Genomic DNA, 17,802 nt, shown 5'->3' on the forward strand with positions numbered 1-17,802 from the left:
GAAGACGAAGGAGCGAACGGTTCCCATGGTGTTCAAACGACTGCTCGGGGCGCTCGGGGTGGGCGCGCCCACGGTGGACACGGTGCTGGACGGGTCGGCCGTGCCCGGCGGCACGCTGCGCGGTGAGGTGCGCCTCAAGGGGGGCGACGCGGACTACGAGGTCGAGCAGGTCACGCTCGACCTCGTCGCGCGGGTCGAGGCGGAGCACGAGGAGGGGGAGGCGGAGGGGACGGTCTCCTTCGGCCGCTTCACCGTGGGCGGCGGCTTCCGGCTCGCGGCGGGCACCGAGCACGCCGTTCCCTTCGCCGTCACCCTGCCGTGGGAGACGCCGCTGACGGAGCTGCACGGTCAGCACCTCGGCGTGGTCCTCGGGGTGCGCACGGAGCTGGCGGTCGCCGGTGCCCGGGACAAGGGCGACCTGGACGCGCTGGCCGTGACGCCGACGCCGGCCCAGGAGGCGGTGCTCGAAGCGCTGGGGCAGCTCGGCTTCGGCTTCGCCTCGGCCGACGTGGAACTGGGGCACATCCACGGCACCGGGCAGCAGTTGCCCTTCTACCAGGAGATCGAGCTGACCCCGGCGCCGCAGTACGCGCACGCGCTGCACGAGCTGGAGGTGACGTTCCTGGCCTCGCCGGCCGGGGTGGAGGTCGTCCTGGAGGCCGACAAGCGCGGTGCGGGCCCGTTCGGCGCCTTCGGGGGCGGCGACGCGCTCAACCGCCACGTCGTCCCGCACGAGGGGGTGGCGGACCGGGACTGGGTGGCCGAGGTCGACGCCTGGCTGCGCGCGCTCGTCGACGCCCGTGCCGCCTACGCCGCGTCCGGCACGGACCACGGCCACCCCTACGGGGCCCACCCGGGCAAGGACGGGCACCACCACGCGGGCCACCACGGCTCCGGCTCCGGCGTGGGCGCGGCCGTCGCGGCGGGCGCGGCCGGGCTCGCGGTCGGCGTCGTCGGCGGCATGGTCGCCGCCGAGGTCGTCGACGAGATCGGGGACGCCTTCGAGGGCGACGACGAAGGCGACGACGAGGGCGGGGACGAGGGCGAGGAGGGCTGACGGCGCGCCGCGCCCGCGGCGCGCGGCGGCGGGACGCCGCTGACCGGTCCACGACCGACCCCGGAACGCGCCGCGCCCGCCGCCCCGCGGTCGCGGCCTCCCGGTGCCCCCGCCCGGTGGCACCCGCCCAGTGGCCCCCGCCCGGTGGCCCCCGCCCGGTGGCCTCGCCGTCCGGGCTGCTCCGGGACGCGGAGGGGCGTACCCGGGGCGGCCGAGGTCTGCCCCGGGTACGCCGGGTGAGAGGGTGGGGGCGTTCGTCGCGTCCGGGGCCATCCGGGGTCGTCCGGGGCCGTCTGATGTCGTCCGAGGTCGTCCGAGGTCGAGGGAGTGCACCGCGTGGTCGTCGCCCGTTCCGTCGCGCTGTTCGTGCTGGCCGCCCTGTGCGAGATCGGCGGCGCCTGGCTGGTGTGGCAGGGGCTGCGCGAGCACCGGGGCTGGGTCTGGGTCGGCGCGGGGGCGATCGCGCTGGGGCTGTACGGCGTCGTCGCCACCTTCCAGCACGACGCGAACTTCGGCCGGGTGCTGGCGGCCTACGGCGGGGTCTTCGTCGCCGGGTCCCTCGCCTGGGGCATGGTCGCGGACGGCTACCGCCCGGACCGGTTCGACGTCGCGGGCGCGCTGCTCTGCCTCGTCGGCATGGCGGTGATCATGTACGCGCCGCGCGGCGGCTAGCCGGACGGCCCGCGCGGAACGCGCCGCACGGGCCTCGCGGGGGGCACGGTCCGTGCCGGGGCACGCGCCCCCGCGGAGACGGGCCCCGCCCCGCACCGGACGGAGCCCGTCACCGCGGCGGCCGCCGGGCGGTCAGCCGAGCGGCACGGTCAGCTCCGTGTCCGTGAACGTCAGGGACTGCGCGAAGCTGTTGTGGTCGGTGTAGAGGGTGTCCACGCCGTCGATGACGAGTGCCAGGCGGTGCCCGGCGGGCACGTCGTAGGCGGTGGCGAACAGCTCGACGTCGAGGGCGAAGGGCTTCCCCGGCACCGCGTCGTGGAACGTGGCCGGCGCGTGCGTGATCAGTTCGCCGACGCCGAGGGGGCCGACGTCGTAGAGGTAGGCGACGGCCGTGCCGCTGGGGTGGGAGCTGGTCACCGTGGTGCGGACGGTGGCGGCGCCGCGCACCCGCCGCTCGGTGTCGTGGCGCCCGGTCTGCCAGGTGGCGGCGCGGTGGCCGGGCAGCAGCGGGATGGCCGCCTTCGGGGCCTCCCGGGTGAACTGGTCGAAGATGTTCGACAGGAAGGACACGCCCGCGTTGGCGCCCGAGCCCCCGTTCGACAGGATGCGCTCGCGGTCGGCGAAGGCGATCCGCTCGGTGCGCGCCGTGGCCTGCGACCAGCTCGCGTAGGACTCGTACGGTGCTCCGCTCCGCGGCTTGAGCCGCACGGGCCGCTCGGTGTCGATGCCGTTCCGGACGCCTCCCAGGTGGTGGTCGAACCAGCGCTGGGTGCCGGTCCACACGTCGTTGGGCAGGCCGAGCAGGCCGGTGGCCTCCGCGCTGGCGTGGTCGCCGGGGCGGAGCTCCAGCCGCTTGGGGCCGGTCAGCTCCTCGTAGAAGTCGGCGTACTGGTTGGGCGCGAAGAAGGAGTCGCCCCAGGCGTTGGCGAGGTAGACGGCGGTGCCGTTGGCGTTGATGCGGTCCACCTGGTGGGTGGCGGAGCGCTGCTCGGCCCAGGCGATGACGTCGTCCAGGCCGTCGAGCTTCCCGCTGAGCATGCGCTTCATCATCGTCGCGGTCCGCTCGCTCGGGCGGCCGGTGAGGTAGCCGGCGCCGGTGAGGAACGCGGTGGCCTGCGTGTGCTGGGTCTGCCCCGAGTACAGCGACTCCACCAGGTCGGCCCAGCCGCTCATCGCGGCCACCGCGCGCACGCGCGGGTCGGCGGCGGCCGTCAGCAGGCTGATGCCCGCGCCGTAGGAGACGCCGCCCATGCCCACGCGCTCGGGGTCGGCGGCGGTGTGGGCGAGCGCCCAGTCGATGACCCGGGAGGCGTCGGCGATGTCCGCGGGCCCGGCGACCTCGATCTCGCCGCCGGACTGCCAGAAGCCGCGCACGTTGTAGGAGACGACGACGTAGCCGCGCGCCGCGAGCTTGCGGGCCTGTGCGACGTACTCCACCTGCGGCATGGCCCAGCTCGTGGGGAACACCAGCACGGGGTGCGCGCGGCCGGTGCCGGCCGGGGCGACGACGTTGGCCGCCAGCCGCACGCCCTGGTGGCCGGGGATGTCGACGAACCGGACCTCGGTGGGCAGCTCCGCCGACGCGGTGACGGCGGTGGGCGGGGCGGTGACGGCGGTGGGCGCGGCGTGCGCCGCCGGGGCGCCGCCGAGGGCCGCGCCGGCCAGCAGCGCGACGGACACCGCCCCGACGGCGGCGCGTCTCCTGCGGTCCGCCCGGCTGCTGCGGGCGCGGTGGCTACGGTGCATGGCGTCGGCTCCTCGGGACGCGGCGGCTGTTACCCGGGGGTAACACAGGCTGTGTCCAGGATGGCGCGGCGAGCGGTGCCCGGCGCTGGGCCGGTGCCAAAGTTCCGACGCCGTGGTTGGTGACGCGTCACAAGCCGTGCGGCGGAACCGTCCGTCCCGTCGTCCCGCGCGTGAGTCCGCGCGCGTACGGCGCCGCCGCACGGCCCTCCGCCACCCCCGCCCCGGGCACGCCCGCGCCCGGCGATGCGTGCGCGCCGCACCGGGGCGCCGGGTGCGGCGGCGGCTCAGGGGCGGGCCGCGTCGTAGGCGGTCAGCGCGGCCTGGACGCGGGCCGCGTCCGCGGGGCGCGTGGCGTCGAGCCCGGTGAAGGCGGTGACCCGGCGCAGCCGGTAGTCCAGCGTGTTCGGGTGCACGCTCAGCGCCCGCGCCGTGCCGCGCCGGTCCATGCCGTGCGCCAGGTACGCCCGCAGGGTCGCCAGCAGCTCCGGCTTCGCGCCCAGCGGCGCGAGCAGCCCGGCCAGCTCGTCCCGCGCGGGCCCCGGCCGGGTGAGCTGGTACTCCAGCAGCACGTCCGCCAGCCGGTACAGCCCGGGCGGCCGTCCGGCCGCGGCGGCCACCGTGCGCACCTCCTCGGCCAGCCGCACCGCGCCGGGCACCCCGTCCGGCGCGGCGGCGACGACGCCCGCGGTCACCTCGGCGCCCGCGACCCGCGTCAGGTGCGCGAGCACCCCGGCCAGCCACTCCCAGGTGGCCGCGCGCACCGCCCCGGGCGCGGACTCGGCGGGCAGCAGGGCGGGCCCGCCGTCCGCGGTGAGCGCCGAGAGCGTCACCCCGCGCACGTGCCGCTCCAGCTCCACCCGCAGCCGCCGCAGCTTGCGCCGCCCGGCGATCACCGGGTCCACCCCGGGGGTGCGCTCGTCCGGGTGCGGCCCCACGGCCAGGCTCAGCACCAGGTAGCAGGGCGGCAGCCGGATGCCGGCGCGCCCGGCGGCGTCCGGGGCGGACGCGCCGTCCAGCAGCGCGTCCAGCAGGGCCCGCCGCGCGGAGTGCTCCTCGCCGAAGGCGGCCTGGCGCTCCTGGAAGTAGCCGTCGACGCCGGCCGCCGTCACCCGTCCGAGGTAGTCCAGGAGCAGCCGGTTGAGCTGGAGGACGGCGGGCAGGTCGGCGGGGCGGGCCAGCGCCGCGAGCTCGTCCGCGCACACCCGGGCGCCCAGGTGGTAGGCGCTGACGACGGCGCCGAGCCGCAGCCCCTCCTCGGCCCGCCGGGCGGCGGACTCCTCGATGGCCGCCAGCCGCTCCGCGTCCGGCAGCCGGCCGCTGTCCAGCGCCCGCGCGAAGGAGCGGATGCTCCGGTGCGCCACCCGCACGATGTCGGTGCGCAACTGCTCGTCCGGCAGGGCGGCGTACGCGGCGAGCTGCCCGGCCAGCTCCTCCACCACGCGCAGGGCGAGGTCGTGCGCGTGGGCGGTCAGGTGCCGCGCGACGGGGACGCCGCCCAGGATGATCCCGGCAGGTTTGGGTTCGGTCACAGTTCACTGTGGCACGCGGCGGCCGTACCGTGCGGCCATGCCTGAGACGTCACCGCCCGGCGGCTTCGGCCGCGCCCGGCAGAACACCCACTACCGGGCGGGCGCGCTCGGCCGGAAGCCGACCGTGCCGACGGACTTCGCCACCCTCGAACGCCGCGCCCGCCGCGCCATGTCGGCCCGCGCGTGGGCCTACGTGGCCGGGGGCGCCGGGTCCGGCGCGACGACGCGCGCCAACCGGGCGGCGTTCGACCGCTGGGCGATCGTCCCCCGCGTGCTGCGCGACGTCTCCCACCGCGACCTGTCCGTCGAGCTGTTCGGCCGCCGCGTTCCCGCACCCGTGCTGTTCGCCCCCGTCGGCGCGGCCGAACTCGTGCACCCGCGGGCCGACGTGGCCGTCGCCCGGGCCGCGGCCGAGCTGGGGGTGCCGTACGTCCTCTCCAACCAGGGCTGCGCCCCGATGGAGGAGTCGGCGGCGGCGATGGGGCGGGCGCCGCGCTGGTTCCAGCTCTACTGGAGCTCGGACGACGCACTCGTGGACAGCCTGCTGCGGCGCGCGCGGGACATCGGGGCGGACGCCGTCGTCGTCACCCTCGACACCACCATGCTCGGCTGGCGTCCGATGGACCTCAACCTCGGCTCGCTGCCCTTCGCCCGCGGCCAGGGCATCGCGCAGTACACCTCCGACCCCCGCTTCCGCGCCCTGGTGCGCGAGCGGATCGCCGCCGCCCGCGCCGGGGGTGGCGGCGCCCGCCCGGACGCCCCCGGCGTGACGCTCGGCGCCCTGCGCACCCTGCTGGCGATGAGCCGGCGCTTCCCCGGCACCCTGGCCGCCAACCTGCGCTCACCCGAACCGCGCGCCGCCGTCGAGACGTTCCTGGACGTCTACTCCCGCCCCTCGCTGAGCTGGGCGGACCTGGCCACCCTGCGGGAGCGCACCGACCTTCCGGTGCTGCTCAAGGGCGTCCTCCACCCCGACGACGCGCGCCGCGCCCTGGACGCCGGGGTGGACGGCATCGTCGTGTCCAACCACGGCGGGCGGCAGGTGGACGGCGCCGTCGCGGCGCTGGACGCCCTCGCCGACATCGCGCCCGTGGTCGCCGGGCGGGCCACCCTGCTGCTGGACAGCGGCGTGCGCGGCGGAGCCGACGTGTTCAAGGCGCTCGCCCTGGGCGCGGACGCCGTCACCGTCGGCCGCCCCCACCTGTACGGGCTGGCGCTCGCCGGGGCGGCGGGCGCGCGCGACGCGGTGGCCGACATCATCGCCGAGTTCGATCTGACGCTGGGCCTGAGCGGACTCACCCGCGTCGCCGACCTCACACCGGAGGCCCTGCGCCGCATCTAGCGCCCGCGCCGCCCGCGCCCCCCGCCCGGAGCGCGGGGGCAGCTCGTACCCCGGACGCCCGCCCCCCGGGCCGCTCGGCACCCGCGCCCGCCGGTACGCGCCGCCCGCCGCCCGCGTCCCGCCATCGCGGGGCGGAGCGGGAGCGGCGCCGCCTCGCCCCGCACGGTCGGTGGACCCCGGACCCCCGTGCCGGGGCCCACCGCGCGGCGCTCAGCGCAGCTTGTCCACCGCCGTGCGCAGCGTCCGCCGGAACTCGCGCACCGGCGCGTCCTCGAGCGTGCCCATCTGCCCCCACTCGACGACGGTGACCAGGCGTCCGCTCCGGGCGACGCCGACCATGTTCACGTTGCGGCTGGACTCCGGCACCTCGGTCTGCAGGGCGTGCACGCGTCCGTGGTCGCGCTCGCGGACCTTCCCCTCCGGGTACCGCTCGGCGAACCGCTCGGCGCAGGTCTCCACCGCCTCGCGCAGCTCCGCGGTCAGGTCCCGCGCGTCCCGCACGCTCGCCGCCTCGTGCACGATCTGCGCGCCGCCGGTGTCCAGCTCGGTGTGGAAGGACCGGTGCACCGATCCGGCGTTCGGGACCCGCGACTCCACGCAGAACCGCTCCCCGCCGGCGCCCTCGGTCACCGGCCCGGCCGCCCACGGGGTGGGGGCGGGCGGCAGGTCGGCGGCGTCCAGCAGCGTGTAGCCGCGCTCGGCGGGTCGCACCGTCGCCTGGGCGGGCCCCGGCACCGCGACGGTCAGCGCCACCGCGGCGGACGCGGCCGCGACCACACCGGCTCGCAGTGGACGATGCGTCAGTCTCATCTCGTTCCTCCTGGTCATCGAGGTCCTACGGCAACGAGTCTCGGCACGGCCACCGCGCCGTGCCAACGGTCCGCGCCGCATGCGGGACGCTGGAACGCCGGGGAGTACGCTGACCAGGGAACGCGTCACGGGCCTGGAACGGCGGGGTGGAACAGCCGGGCGGAGCGACGGGGGAGGCATGGGCGCACGACATCCGCAGACGGCGCACTTCGCCGCGTACCTCCGCGAGCTGAAGGAGCGCTCGGGACGCAGCTACGGGTTCCTCGCGGGGCGCCTGCACGTGAGCACGTCCACCCTGCACCGCTACTGCAACGGCGCCGCGCTCCCCGCCGACTACGCCCCCGCCGAACGCCTGGCCCGACTGTGCGGCGCGACGCCGGGCGAGCTGACGGAGCTCCACCGCCGCTGGCTCCTGGCCGACGCCCACCGCGCGGCCCCCGCACCCGGCCCGGAGCGGCAGCCCGCGTCCGAGCCCGGGCCCGCGCCCGCGCCCGGGTCCGCGTTCGGCCAGGAGGCCGGACCCGGTGCGGAGCCCGCGCCGGGGCGGAGTTCGGGGGATGCGTCCAGCGCCCCGTCCGGACGGCGGCCCGCGCCCGACCCGGAGCCTGCGCCCGATCAGCGGCCCACGCCCCCGCCCGCGCCCGAGCCGGACCCCGTCACCGACCCGCAGCCCAAGCCGGCGCCGGGGGCCGGTTCCGCGTCGGAGGCCGGTTCGGAGCCCGAGTCCGGGCCGGGGCCCGAGCTCCGTCCGGGACCGGACCCCGAGTCCGGGCCGGAGTGGCGCCGGGGGGTCCGGGCCGCCGTGGTGGAGGTGCGCGGGGTGGTGCGGCGGCGGTCGTCGGTCGGGGTGGTGCTCGCGGGCGTGCTCGCGCTCGCCCTGCTGCTGACCTCCGCCGTGCTCGCCCTCACCCGCGACCCGGGCGGCCCGTCCGCCGCCCCCTCCGGCGGGGGACGCGCGCAACCGGGCGCGCCGGAGGTGTCGACGCCCGCGCCGGGCGGTAGTGCGGAGCCGGGCGGGCCGCTCGCGCCCGGAGCCGCCGACGGCCCGGCGGTGAGCGGTGAGGCGGGTGGCACCGAGCCCCCGGGGACGCCGCGCCCGGCCGGGTCGGCGCCCGGCGGGCCCGCGCCCGATGACCCCGGCGCCGCTCCCGTGACCGTCACCACGCGGTCCCACGTGTGGCTCGCCCAGTGCGACCACCGCTACCTGATCGACCCCGGCCGCACCGCCCCCGCCGACGTGCCGCCGCCCCCCGTGGAGCAGGACGCGCCCCGGTGGGCGGCGGACGTGGGCGCCGTGCACGGCGACCGCACGCTGCTGGAGGTGACCGTTCAGGGGGTGGACAGCGCGACCGTCGTCCTGCGGGACCTGCACGTCCGCGTCGTCGAGCGCCGCGACCCGCTGCCGTGGAACGCCTACGCGATGTCCAACGGCTGCGGCGGCGCGCTCACCCCCGCCCGCTTCGCCGTCGACCTGGACGCCCCCCGCCCGCAGGCCGTGCCGCGGGACGGTTACGACGGCGAGGGGGAGGGCCGCGCGCTGCCCGCCGAGCGGTTCCCCTTCCGCGTCTCGGCCACCGAGCCGCACGTCCTGCGGGTGACGGCCACGACCACGGGGTGCGACTGCGACTGGTACCTGGAGCTGGACTGGTCGGCGCGGGGCCGCTCCGGCACGCTGCGCGTCGACGACCACGGGCGCCCGTTCCGTACGAGCGGTACGGCGGACCGCCCGCTGTACGGCCACGACCACGCCACGGGCAACTGGCGCGTCGGCCTGCTCGGCTGACGCCACCGCACGAGGAGACCGGGGGCGGCCGCGGAGAGCGGGGGAGTCTCCGGGCCGCCCCCGGTGGCGGTCCCGCCGCGGGGAGGCGGAGCGGGACGTTCTCGGGGAGCGGCCGGTCGGACCGGCCGGGGCGGGGTCAGAAGGCGAACACGGCCCGGCCCTCGGAGCCCTTGGCGCAGGCGTTGCCGAAGGTGCGCTCGTAGGAGACGCGCTTGCCGTTCCACACGCCTTCGGCGGTCACGACGACCGGGTCGTAGTGCAGGGGGCACAGCCGTTCGCCGCTGCCGGGCAGGTTCTCGAAGTCGCCGTCGGCCGCGATGAGCTCCCGGCAGGCGGCCGCGGCGTTCGGGTGGGTGCCTCCGGTGCCCGGGGCGCAGGAGAGGGTGACGGCGCGCTCCGGCGTGGTCGTGGCGGCGCTCTCGCCCTCGGCGACGGTCAGCGCGAGGGCCGAGGGGGCGAGGGTGGGTGCGGGGGTCGCGCCCGCAGTGCCACCGAGCGGGACGAACACGGCTGCTGTGAACAGGGTGCCCGCCGCCAGCTTCGCGGTGATCCGCATGGTGTGCTTCCTTCCGCGTCAGTGATGACGTTTGGTGTGTGCGTGACTGCGTTCCGGAGTCTGCCGACTGCCTTCCCGGAATGCACATCGACCCGCCATATTCGGCAACGTTGCGTGGTGAACCAGTGGCGCGAAGTCACGAGTGGTCCTGGCGTGCGGCCTGGGCGGACTGGTGCACAGGGGGCGTGAACCGGACGGCTCGCGCCGGTCACGGCCCGCTCGGCAAACGGCTGGAAACGGTTCTCGGGCGCTCCGCCGGGGCGGCCGCGGGTCCGCGTCCGGTCACACGGCGTTCACCGGGCCGACCCCGTGGCCCGGCGCGGAGCCCCTGCTCGCGAGGGGTGTTCGACGTACGGGGACGGCCGTAGGCTCGGCGCGTGCCCGCGCCGTCCGCCACCCCCGCCACCCCCGACGAGCCCCCGCGTTCCGGGGAGCCCCCGCGTTCCGAGGAGCCGCCCGGGGCGGCCCCCGGGACGGCGCCCGTGCCCCCGGAGGTGGCCGTCGAGGCGCGGCGCGTCCGAGCCTTCTGGCGGGAGCTGGGCCTGCCCGGCCTGATCGACGTCCACACCCACTTCATGCCCCGGCGCGTGCTGGACAAGGTGTGGGCGTACTTCGACTCCGTGGGCCCGCTGACGGCCGTCGCGTGGCCGATCACCTACCGGTTCGACGAGGACCGGCGGCTCGCCGTGCTGCGCGGCTTCGGCGTGCGCGCGTTCACCTCGATGGTCTACCCGCACAAGCCCGGCATGGCGGCCTGGCTCAACGAGTGGAGCGCCGGGTTCGCCGCCCGCACCCCCGACTGCCTGCACACCGCCACGTTCTTCCCCGAGCCGGACGCGCCCGCCTACCTCGCCCGGGCGCTGGCGGCGGGCGCGCGGGTGTGCAAGGCGCACGTCCAGGTCGGCGGCTACGACCCGGCCGACCCGCTGCTGGACCCGGTCTGGGGCCTGCTCGCGGACGCCGGGGTGCTCACCGTCGTCCACGCCGGCTCCGGTCCGGCGCCCGGAGCGCACACCGGCCCCGGGCCCGTCGCCGCCGTCCTCGCCCGGCATCCGGGGCTGCGGCTGGTCATCGCCCACATGGGCATGCCGGAGTACCGCGAGTTCCTCGACCTGGCCGACGCCCACCCCGGCGTCCACCTCGACACGACGATGGCGTTCACCGACTTCTCCGAGCGCATGAGCCCGTTCCCGCCCGGGCTGCGCCCGCGCCTGGCGCACCACGCCGACCGCATCCTCTTCGGCAGCGACTTCCCGAACATCCCCTACGGCTACGCCCACGCGCTGGAGGTCCTCGCCCGGCTCGGGCAGGACACCGTGGACGCCGCCTGGCTCCGCGCCGTCTGCCACGACAACGCCCTGCGCCTGTTCCCTTCGGCCGCCCGCCCCTGACGGCCCGGGGGTCGGGTCAGTCCCCGTGGTGGGTCTTCAGTGGCACCTCGCGGATGCACACCACCAGGACCAGGGCCACCACCGCGACGGGCGCCGCGAACAGGTAGATGTCGCCGATCCCGTGCCCGTAGGCGGCCTCGACGACCGGCCGCACCGGCGCGGGCAGCGCGTCCAGGTCCGGGATCGCGCTGCCGGAGCCGCCGAGCGAGCCGCCCGCGTCGAGCCCGGCCCGCGCCATGCCGTCGCGCACGTAGCCGCTGATCCGCTCCGAGAGCACCGCGCCCAGGGCGGAGACGCCGACCGCGCCGCCCAGCGAGCGGAAGAAGGTGATGGTGGAGCTGGCGGAGCCCAGCTCGCTCACCGACACCTGGTTCTGCGTGGCCAGCACCAGGTTCTGCATCATCATGCCGATGCCGAGCCCGAGCAGCGCCATGAAGACGCCGACCCGCCAGTACTCGGTGTCGTGGCGCATCGTGCCGAGCAGCCCCAGACCGACGCTGACCAGCACCGCGCCGGTCACCAGCCAGCGCTTCCAGCGCCCGGTGCGGGTGATGACCAGGCCGGAGACGGTGGACGACAGGAACAGGCCGGCGATCATCGGGATCGTCATGAGCCCGGACATCGTCGGCGACTGCCCGCGGGCGAGCTGGAAGTACTGGCTGAGGAACACCGTCGCCCCGAACATCGCGATGCCCACGAAGAGGGACGCGCCGGCGGTGAGGGTGATCGTGCGGTTGCGGAAGAGCCGCAGCGGGATGATCGGGTCGGCCGCCGTCGCCTCCACGCGCAGGAAGGCCAGCCCGAGCAGCACCGCGCCACCGGTCATGGCGAGCGTCTGCCAGGACGCCCACGGGTACTCCTTGCCCGCCAGCGTCACCCAGATGAGCAGCAGCGAGACGGCGGCGCTGACCAGCAGGGCGCCCAGCCAGTCGATGCGCACGCCCTCGCGGCGCACCACGGGCAGCTTCAGCGTCTTCTGCAGCACCACCAGGGCGATGACGGCGAAGGGCACGGCGACGTAGAAGCACCAGCGCCAGCCCAGCCACGAGGTGTCGGTGATGACGCCGCCGAGCAGCGGCCCGCCCACGGTGGCGACGGCGAAGGTGGCCCCGAAGTAGCCGCTGTACCGGCCGCGCTCGCGGGGCGAGACCATCGCGGCCAGGATCGTCTGCGCCAGGGAGACCAGGCCGCCCATGCCCAGGCCCTGCACCGCGCGGAAGGCGATGAGCTGGCCGGTCGTCTGGGACAGCCCGGCGCCCGCGGAGGCGAGCACGAAGACGACGATGGCGCACTGCACGAGCATCTTCTTGCTGGTGCGGTCCGCGAGCTTGCCCCACAGGGGTGTGGAGGCGGTCATGGTCAGCAGCGAGGCCGTGACGACCCAGGTGTAGGCGCTCTGCCCGCCACCGAGTTCGGCGACGATCTGCGGCAGTGCGTTGGAGACCACCGTGGAGGACAGGATGGCGACGAACATGCCGAGCAGCAGCCCGGACAGCGCCTCCATGATCTCCCGGTGGGTCATCGCGGGCGCGCCCGCGGACGCCTGCTCCGCGCCCGCCGCCCTGGGTATCTCCGCCTCGGCCGTTCCCGTAGCCGCCGCCATGCACGTTCCTCCAGTGTAGTTTGTTGCTCTAAGCAACCATACGGCCGGCGGTCGAACCGGACAAACGAAAACAGGGCACGCGTGGCAAACAGTCGTTAAAGCTCGCGCAAAACGGACGGTCGGCCTCCGAAGCGTGCGGCCCGGTACGCCGGTTCGCTAAGGTCACGCCTATGGCTAACCACCCGCAGGCGCCGCAGGGTCCCCAGGGCGACCACGACCCGGCCGGCAACACGCAGATGTTCCGCGCCTTCGTCGACGAGGGCGGCCCCCAGCCCGCCGCCCGGCCCGAGTCCAAGGGGCCGAACCTCCGCCTCGTCGTGGCCCTCGTGATCGCCGTCGCCCTCGTCGCCGTCGCCTGGCTCGCCGTCACCGGCTGAGCGAGCGCGACCGCCGGGCCGCGTCGCCCGTGCCTTCCGCGTCGCCTGCCTTCCGCGTCGCCTGCCTGTGCGCGTCAGCCCGGTGACCCGGACGACCGTGGCGCCGGGTGGCTCCCGCTCGGCGGTCATGCCCGGGTGTGCCCGCGCTGCTGTGCCGCCGGCGCCCGCGCGCGTCGACCCCGGAGACTGCTGATCGGTGCGGCTCCGGCGGGCGGCGTGGTCACTGCGGCGCGTGGCGCTGGTCGCGCACGCTGCTCCGGGTGGTCACTGGGCATGGTGCCCACCGGGCCGTGTGACGCCGTCGGCCCGTGCGCGCGGAGCCGTGGAGCCGCTGCGCCGTGGGGCCGCCGGGTCGCGTGCCACCGGGCCGGGCACGCCGTTCCGCGCGCGACCGCCGGTGCGCGCGACCGCCGGTGCGTGTTGGCGCGGTGGTGCTCGGCGCTGGCTCCGTGCGCCACTCGCCTGCCTGGGCCGTGCTCCTCGTCCGCTCGTCCGCCTGTGCTGCGCGGAGCCCCCGTTCTCGGCGCGCCCGCCCGCGTCACCGCTCCCGCGCGCCGCGTCTTTGACGCCCGGCGCCGGGCCGTCGCGCGCGCCGGGCCCTCGCGCGCCGGGTCCCGCGCGCGGCGGGGGCGTCACCCGGCTGGGCACGGCCGCCTGGACGGCGCGCTCCCGTCCCGGCCGCCGCCAGGACGGGCGAGGGCGCGGGTGCCGCGGAGGGCCGGCGTGGGGGAGAGGCCCCCGGGCGCCCGCCGCGGCGCGGTGCTCACTCCTCGGAGATCAGCCCGTCGCGGAGCTGGGCCAGCGTCCGGGTGAGCAGGCGCGAGACGTGCATCTGCGAGATGCCGACCCGCTCGCCGATCTGCGACTGCGTCATGTTGCCGAAGAACCGCAGCATGATGATCTGCCGCTCCCGGGAGGGCAGCCGGGCCAGCAGCGGCTTCAGCGACTCGCGGTACTCCACGCCCTCCAGCGCCGCGTCCTCGTAGCCCAGGCGGTCGGCCAGCGAGCCCTCGCCGCCGTCCTCCTCCAGCGCGGGGGAGTCCAGCGAGCTGGCGGTGTAGGCGTTGCCGACGGCCAGGCCGTCCACCACGTCCTCCTCGGACACCCCGAGGCAGGCGGCCAGCTCCGTGACGGTGGGGGAGCGGTCGAGCTGCTGGGACAGCTCGTCGCTCGCCTTGGTCAGCGCGAGCCGCAGCTCCTGGAGGCGGCGCGGCACCCGCACCGACCAGGAGGTGTCGCGGAAGAACCGCTTGATCTCGCCGACGACGGTCGGCATCGCGAAGGTGGGGAACTCCACGCCCCGCTCGCAGTCGAACCGGTCGATGGCCTTGATCAGCCCGATCGTGCCGACCTGGACGATGTCCTCCATCGGCTCGTTGCGGCTGCGGAAGCGGCCCGCGGCGTAGCGCACGAGCGGCAGGTTCAGCTCGATGAGCGTGTCCCGCACGTAGGCCCGCTCGGGGCTGTCCTGCGGGAGCGAGGCCAGGCGCAGGAACAGCGAGCGGGAGAGCGTGCGGGTGTCGAGCGCGGTGACGTCGGGTGGGAGTCCCGCGTCGGCGGCCTCGCCGCCCGGCACGTCGGACTCGGGCACCGTGCCGTGCTCCGCCTCGGCGCCGATCTCCTCGATGAGCACCTTGGAGCTGCCCAGTTCTACGGACATGCCACCCCCTTGAGGTCGCGGACGGGTCGCAGCGGCCCCCTCGCAGGCGAGGATGGCACCTCCGGCTCCATACCGACGGTGCGGCCACGGCAAACGCGGTTCTTGCAGAATGTCACAAGTCAGCAACACGACGTAGCGCCATGTCGATAAAACCGCACTGCTCCGTCTGCGCGCAACCCACTTGCCCGTCGCTCGAATTGATTACGCGTCGATGGTGTTCGCGGCACGCAGCCGGGCGAAGCTCCGCGAGAGCAGCCGGGAGACGTGCATCTGGGAGACGCCGAGCTCCGCGCTGATCTGGGACTGCGTCAGGTTGCTGTAGTACCGCAGCAGCAGAATCCGCTGCTCACGCTCGGGGAGCTGGACCAGCAGGTGCCGCACGAGGTCCCGGTGCTCGACGCCCACGAGGGCCGGGTCCTCGTAGCCGAGCCGGTCGATGAGCCCGGGCAGCCCGTCGTCGCGCTCCTGGGCCGCCTCCAGGGACGTGGCCCGGTAGGCCCGGCCCGCCTCCATGCACGCCAGCACCTCCTCCTCGGGGACGCCGAGGCGCTCGGCGATCTCGGCCGTCGTCGGGTTCCGCCCGTGCAGCACGGTCAGCTCCTCCCCGGCCGTGCTCACCTGCGCCCACATCTCGTGCAGCCGCCGCGGCACGTGGACGGTGCGCACGTTGTCGCGGAAGTAGCGCCGGATCTCGCCGACGATGGTCGGCATGGCGAAGGTGGGGAACTGCACGCCGCGCTCCGGGTCGAAGCGGTCGATGGCGTTGATCAGGCCGATCGTGCCGACCTGGACGATGTCCTCCATCGGCTCGTTGCGGTGCCGGAAGCGGGCGGCGACGTACCGCACGAGCGGGATGTTCGCCTCGATCAGAGCGCCCCGCGCACGCTCGTGCCCGGCGGTGCCCGGCTCCTGCCCGGCCAGCTCCTCGAAGAGCATCCGCGTCAGCGCCCGTGTCCGCGCGCTGCGGCTCCCGCCGGCCTGAGTCGCCGCCACCGTCTGACCACCCCTTCACGGTCCCTCATTCCGGCATGTTCCGGCAAAAGCGGTCATAGCATCACAATTCCGCTCGCCGGTGTGCAAGCACCCGGGATTTCCGTGTTGGTGGCCGGTGAACCGAACGGCCGAACGTCAGTTGACGAGCTCGGTCATGAAGTCGCCGACGCTTCCGGCGGCGGAGGAGATGCCCTGGAACCCCATCTTGACCAGCTCTCCGGACCGCTCCGGATCGTTGATGATCGTGTACATCACGAACACCGTGAGACACACCAGAAAGACCTTCTTGGCCTGGGCCACGCCGCCCCTCCCCGCTCTGCGCGCCGACTCCCCCGGGCGCGGTCGCGAGAGTCTAACCGCCCCCCTGCGCGCCTCACCCCCGCGCAGCCGCCGGTCCCCGCGCGCGCCGCGCGGCCCGCACACGCGTCAGGGGCCCAGCCGCACCCGGCTGAGCCCCTGACGAGGAGAAGCGGTAGCGGTGGGATTTGAACCCACGGAGGAGTTGCCCCCTCACTCGCTTTCGAGGCGAGCTCCTTCGGCCGCTCGGACACGCTACCGGGAGAGAGCCTAGCCCATGCCCGGCGCTGCGCCGAAATCGGTGTCCGGACGCCCCCGGAAGAAGGCCGTCAGCAGGTCGCCGCAGGCGTCGGCGAGCACTCCGGGGACCACCTCGGGGCGATGGTTGAGACGCCGGTCGCGGACGACGTCCCACAGCGAACCGGCCGCCCCCGCCTTGGCGTCCCGCGCGCCGTAGACGACGCGGTCGACGCGGGCGAGCACGAGCGCCCCGGCGCACATCGTGCACGGCTCCAGGGTGACGACCAGCGTGCACCCGCCCAGCCGCCAGCCGCCGAGCGCCCGGGCGGCCGCGCGCAGGGCGAGGACCTCGGCGTGCGCGGTCGGGTCACCGCCGGCCTCGCGCTCGTTGCGGCCGCGGCCGAGCACCGTGCCGTCCGGGCCGAGCACCACCGCGCCCACGGGCACGTCGCCGCTCTGCGGGGCGCGGGCGGCCTCGGCGAGCGCGAGGCGCATCGCGGGCAGCCAGGGATCGCGTACGGGGTCGGCGGACACGGCCCCATTCTCCCGCCCGCCCACGACCGCCGCCGTCCGGCCCCGGCAGTGCGGCCCCGGCGGTGCGGTCCCGGCGGCCGTCCGGGCCCCCGCGGGCGTCCCGGCGCCGGCCCCGGGAACCGTCCGGCCCCGGCCGCCGCGGGGCCGGCCGTGCCGCGTCCGCGCCGGGCTAGCGGACCGCCTCCAGCACCTCCGTGCAGCCCAGCGCGTCGGCGATCTCGCTCAGCGCCTCCTCCGCGCCCAGGGAGAGGACCTCCTTGTCGGCCATCCCGAAGTCCTCCAGCAGCTCCGCGTCCCCGACCGGGCCCTCGGGCACGGCGTGCGGGCCGGCGTCCGGCTCGTCGCCGTCCGGCTCGGGCTCGCCGTCCTCGGTGCCGTCGAGGTCGGTGAGGCGGTCCAGGTCGTCGGAGCCGTCCGGCTCGCGGCCCAGCAGCTCGTCGGTGAGCAGGATCTCGCCGTAGGCGCTGCGCGCGGCGGCGGCGGCGCTGGAGACGAAGATCCGCGGGTCCTCCTCACCGTCCACCCGGACGACGCCGAACCAGGCGCCCTCCTGTTCGATGCAGATCAGGACCGTATCGTCGTCGACGGCCGCCTGATGGGCGAGGTCGGCGAGATCGTCCAGGGTTTCGACGTCGTCGAGTTCCGTGTCGCTCGCTACCCAACCCTCTTCGGTACGAGCGAGCAGTGCGGCGAAGTACACCGTGACTCTCCCACTGGTTTCCGCGTTCCCGAGTCGCAAGAGGGGCGGCGCCCCGCTCACTTTCGAATCGTGACAGAAACCTCAGCTCCGAGAGGAGTGTTCGGGCGTGCGTCGGGCAGGTGTTTACCGCCCGCACGCCGACTGGCCCCACGCTTCACCAGCGGAACGTGCGCATCCGCATCTGCTCCCGCATGCGCGCCGCCCGGGCGCGGCGCGGCTGGACGCGGTCCCGCAGCGCCTTGGCCTCGCTCAGCTCGCGCAGGAACAGCGCGCGCCGCCGCAGCCGTTCGGGGTCGAAGACGGCCTCGCCCGGCCGCGGCGCGGCCCGCCCCTCGGAGGTGCGCGGCCGCTCCGGCGGCTCGCCGCGCGCCTCGCGCGGGGGGCGCCGGGGGCTCCGGGCGCCGGAGGGGGCGGGGGAACGCCTGGCGGGGGACGCTTCGGGCATCGTGCATCACCTCCGGCCTGTGCGTCCCACTTTCCCCGGAACATCTGTTTCATGCCACCGGAGGCGG

The 17,802-nt window shown here is 75.9% G+C and carries 15 protein-coding genes, 1 tRNA gene and 1 pseudogene; 6 read left to right on the forward strand and 11 right to left on the reverse strand.

From position 1 onward, the window contains the following. Positions 1-25 precede the first annotated feature (25 nt). A complete protein-coding gene (locus OSB71_RS17220; protein ID WP_265949023.1) occupies positions 26-1,057 on the forward strand; it encodes a sporulation protein in 1,032 nt (343 codons plus the stop codon). Positions 1,058-1,393: 336 nt separating this feature from the next. Continuing rightward, a complete protein-coding gene (locus OSB71_RS17225; protein WP_265949024.1) occupies positions 1,394-1,729 on the forward strand; it encodes a YnfA family protein in 336 nt (111 codons plus the stop codon). A gap of 132 nt (positions 1,730-1,861) precedes the next feature. On the opposite strand, the gene OSB71_RS17230 is transcribed toward OSB71_RS17225, so the two are convergent. Both OSB71_RS17230 and OSB71_RS17235 read right to left on the reverse strand, forming a co-directional pair. Continuing rightward, positions 1,862-3,475, reverse strand: coding sequence for a CocE/NonD family hydrolase (locus OSB71_RS17230; protein ID WP_265949025.1), 1,614 nt, complete (start codon positions 3,473-3,475; stop codon positions 1,862-1,864). A gap of 284 nt (positions 3,476-3,759) precedes the next feature. After that, positions 3,760-5,004: a PucR family transcriptional regulator gene (locus OSB71_RS17235; RefSeq protein ID WP_265949027.1), complete on the reverse strand. Its 1,245-nt coding sequence runs from the start codon at positions 5,002-5,004 to the stop codon at positions 3,760-3,762. Positions 5,005-5,041: 37 nt separating this feature from the next. Between OSB71_RS17235 and OSB71_RS17240 the strand changes: the two genes are divergently transcribed. Then, positions 5,042-6,346, forward strand: coding sequence for an alpha-hydroxy-acid oxidizing protein (locus tag OSB71_RS17240; protein ID WP_265949028.1), 1,305 nt, complete (start codon positions 5,042-5,044; stop codon positions 6,344-6,346). 210 nt (positions 6,347-6,556) lie between these two features. On the opposite strand, the gene OSB71_RS17245 is transcribed toward OSB71_RS17240, so the two are convergent. Further along, the gene (locus OSB71_RS17245) at positions 6,557-7,156 is read right to left on the reverse strand and encodes a hypothetical protein (RefSeq protein WP_265949030.1); all 600 of its coding nucleotides are present in this window, start codon (positions 7,154-7,156) and stop codon (positions 6,557-6,559) included. Between the two features lie 178 nt (positions 7,157-7,334). Between OSB71_RS17245 and OSB71_RS17250 the strand changes: the two genes are divergently transcribed. After that, entirely contained in the window at positions 7,335-8,939 is a 1,605-nt protein-coding gene (locus tag OSB71_RS17250) for a helix-turn-helix domain-containing protein (RefSeq protein WP_265949032.1), read from the forward strand. Positions 8,940-9,075: 136 nt separating this feature from the next. Here the strand turns inward: OSB71_RS17250 and OSB71_RS17255 are convergent, their stop codons facing one another. After that, positions 9,076-9,495 carry a subtilase-type protease inhibitor gene (locus OSB71_RS17255; RefSeq protein ID WP_265949033.1) on the reverse strand — a complete coding sequence of 140 codons (420 nt, stop codon included), beginning with the start codon at positions 9,493-9,495 and terminating at the stop codon, positions 9,076-9,078. A gap of 482 nt (positions 9,496-9,977) precedes the next feature. Here OSB71_RS17255 and OSB71_RS17260 point away from each other — a divergent pair, with 482 nt between their 5' ends. Further along, on the forward strand, positions 9,978-10,886 hold the full coding sequence (locus OSB71_RS17260) for an amidohydrolase family protein (RefSeq protein WP_416237282.1): 909 nt from the start codon (positions 9,978-9,980) through the stop codon (positions 10,884-10,886). A gap of 31 nt (positions 10,887-10,917) precedes the next feature. Here OSB71_RS17260 and OSB71_RS17265 read toward each other — a convergent pair. After that, positions 10,918-12,408, reverse strand: a pseudogene (locus OSB71_RS17265) (MDR family MFS transporter); the annotation flags it as partial. A 251-nt stretch (positions 12,409-12,659) separates the two neighbouring features. Between OSB71_RS17265 and OSB71_RS17270 the strand changes: the two are divergent. Further along, the gene (locus OSB71_RS17270; RefSeq protein ID WP_265949035.1) at positions 12,660-12,866 is read left to right on the forward strand and encodes a hypothetical protein; all 207 of its coding nucleotides are present in this window, start codon (positions 12,660-12,662) and stop codon (positions 12,864-12,866) included. A 763-nt stretch (positions 12,867-13,629) separates the two neighbouring features. Here the strand turns inward: OSB71_RS17270 and OSB71_RS17275 are convergent. The 6 genes from OSB71_RS17275 to OSB71_RS17300 all read right to left on the reverse strand — a co-directional run bounded on the left by OSB71_RS17275 (position 13,630) and on the right by OSB71_RS17300 (position 17,735). Beyond that, positions 13,630-14,526, reverse strand: coding sequence for an RNA polymerase sigma factor SigF (locus tag OSB71_RS17275; protein WP_265949036.1), 897 nt, complete (start codon positions 14,524-14,526; stop codon positions 13,630-13,632). Between the two features lie 201 nt (positions 14,527-14,727). Then, on the reverse strand, positions 14,728-15,519 hold the full coding sequence (locus tag OSB71_RS17280; protein WP_323055303.1) for an RNA polymerase sigma factor SigF: 792 nt from the start codon (positions 15,517-15,519) through the stop codon (positions 14,728-14,730). Between the two features lie 470 nt (positions 15,520-15,989). Further along, a tRNA-Ser gene (locus tag OSB71_RS17285) sits at positions 15,990-16,076 on the reverse strand. 10 nt (positions 16,077-16,086) lie between these two features. After that, the gene (gene tadA, locus OSB71_RS17290; RefSeq protein ID WP_265949068.1) at positions 16,087-16,551 is read right to left on the reverse strand and encodes a tRNA adenosine(34) deaminase TadA; all 465 of its coding nucleotides are present in this window, start codon (positions 16,549-16,551) and stop codon (positions 16,087-16,089) included. Positions 16,552-16,759: 208 nt separating this feature from the next. After that, entirely contained in the window at positions 16,760-17,290 is a 531-nt protein-coding gene (locus tag OSB71_RS17295; RefSeq protein WP_265949037.1) for a tRNA adenosine deaminase-associated protein, read from the reverse strand. Between the two features lie 154 nt (positions 17,291-17,444). Next, positions 17,445-17,735, reverse strand: coding sequence for a hypothetical protein (locus OSB71_RS17300; protein ID WP_265949039.1), 291 nt, complete (start codon positions 17,733-17,735; stop codon positions 17,445-17,447). Between the last annotated feature and the right edge of the window lie 67 nt (positions 17,736-17,802).

Origin of the sequence: Streptomyces marinisediminis (assembly GCF_026262575.1) — a bacterium.
GTDB classification, from domain to species: Bacteria; Actinomycetota; Actinomycetes; order Streptomycetales; family Streptomycetaceae; genus Streptomyces; species Streptomyces marinisediminis.

What these genes read in the sequence shown, in the direction of transcription:
- OSB71_RS17220 (WP_265949023.1), top strand. Translation starts at nt 26, where the DNA reads ATGGTGTTCAAACGACTGCTCGGGGCGCTCGGGGTGGGCGCGCCCACG.
- OSB71_RS17230 (WP_265949025.1), bottom strand. Translation starts at nt 3,475, where the DNA reads ATGCACCGTAGCCACCGCGCCCGCAGCAGCCGGGCGGACCGCAGGAGA.
- OSB71_RS17240 (WP_265949028.1), top strand. Translation starts at nt 5,042, where the DNA reads ATGCCTGAGACGTCACCGCCCGGCGGCTTCGGCCGCGCCCGGCAGAAC.
- OSB71_RS17245 (WP_265949030.1), bottom strand. Translation starts at nt 7,156, where the DNA reads ATGAGACTGACGCATCGTCCACTGCGAGCCGGTGTGGTCGCGGCCGCG.
- OSB71_RS17250 (WP_265949032.1), top strand. Translation starts at nt 7,335, where the DNA reads ATGGGCGCACGACATCCGCAGACGGCGCACTTCGCCGCGTACCTCCGC.
- OSB71_RS17255 (WP_265949033.1), bottom strand. Translation starts at nt 9,495, where the DNA reads ATGCGGATCACCGCGAAGCTGGCGGCGGGCACCCTGTTCACAGCAGCC.
- OSB71_RS17270 (WP_265949035.1), top strand. Translation starts at nt 12,660, where the DNA reads ATGGCTAACCACCCGCAGGCGCCGCAGGGTCCCCAGGGCGACCACGAC.
- OSB71_RS17275 (WP_265949036.1), bottom strand. Translation starts at nt 14,526, where the DNA reads ATGTCCGTAGAACTGGGCAGCTCCAAGGTGCTCATCGAGGAGATCGGC.
- tadA (WP_265949068.1), bottom strand. Translation starts at nt 16,551, where the DNA reads ATGCGCCTCGCGCTCGCCGAGGCCGCCCGCGCCCCGCAGAGCGGCGAC.
- OSB71_RS17300 (WP_265949039.1), bottom strand. Translation starts at nt 17,735, where the DNA reads ATGCCCGAAGCGTCCCCCGCCAGGCGTTCCCCCGCCCCCTCCGGCGCC.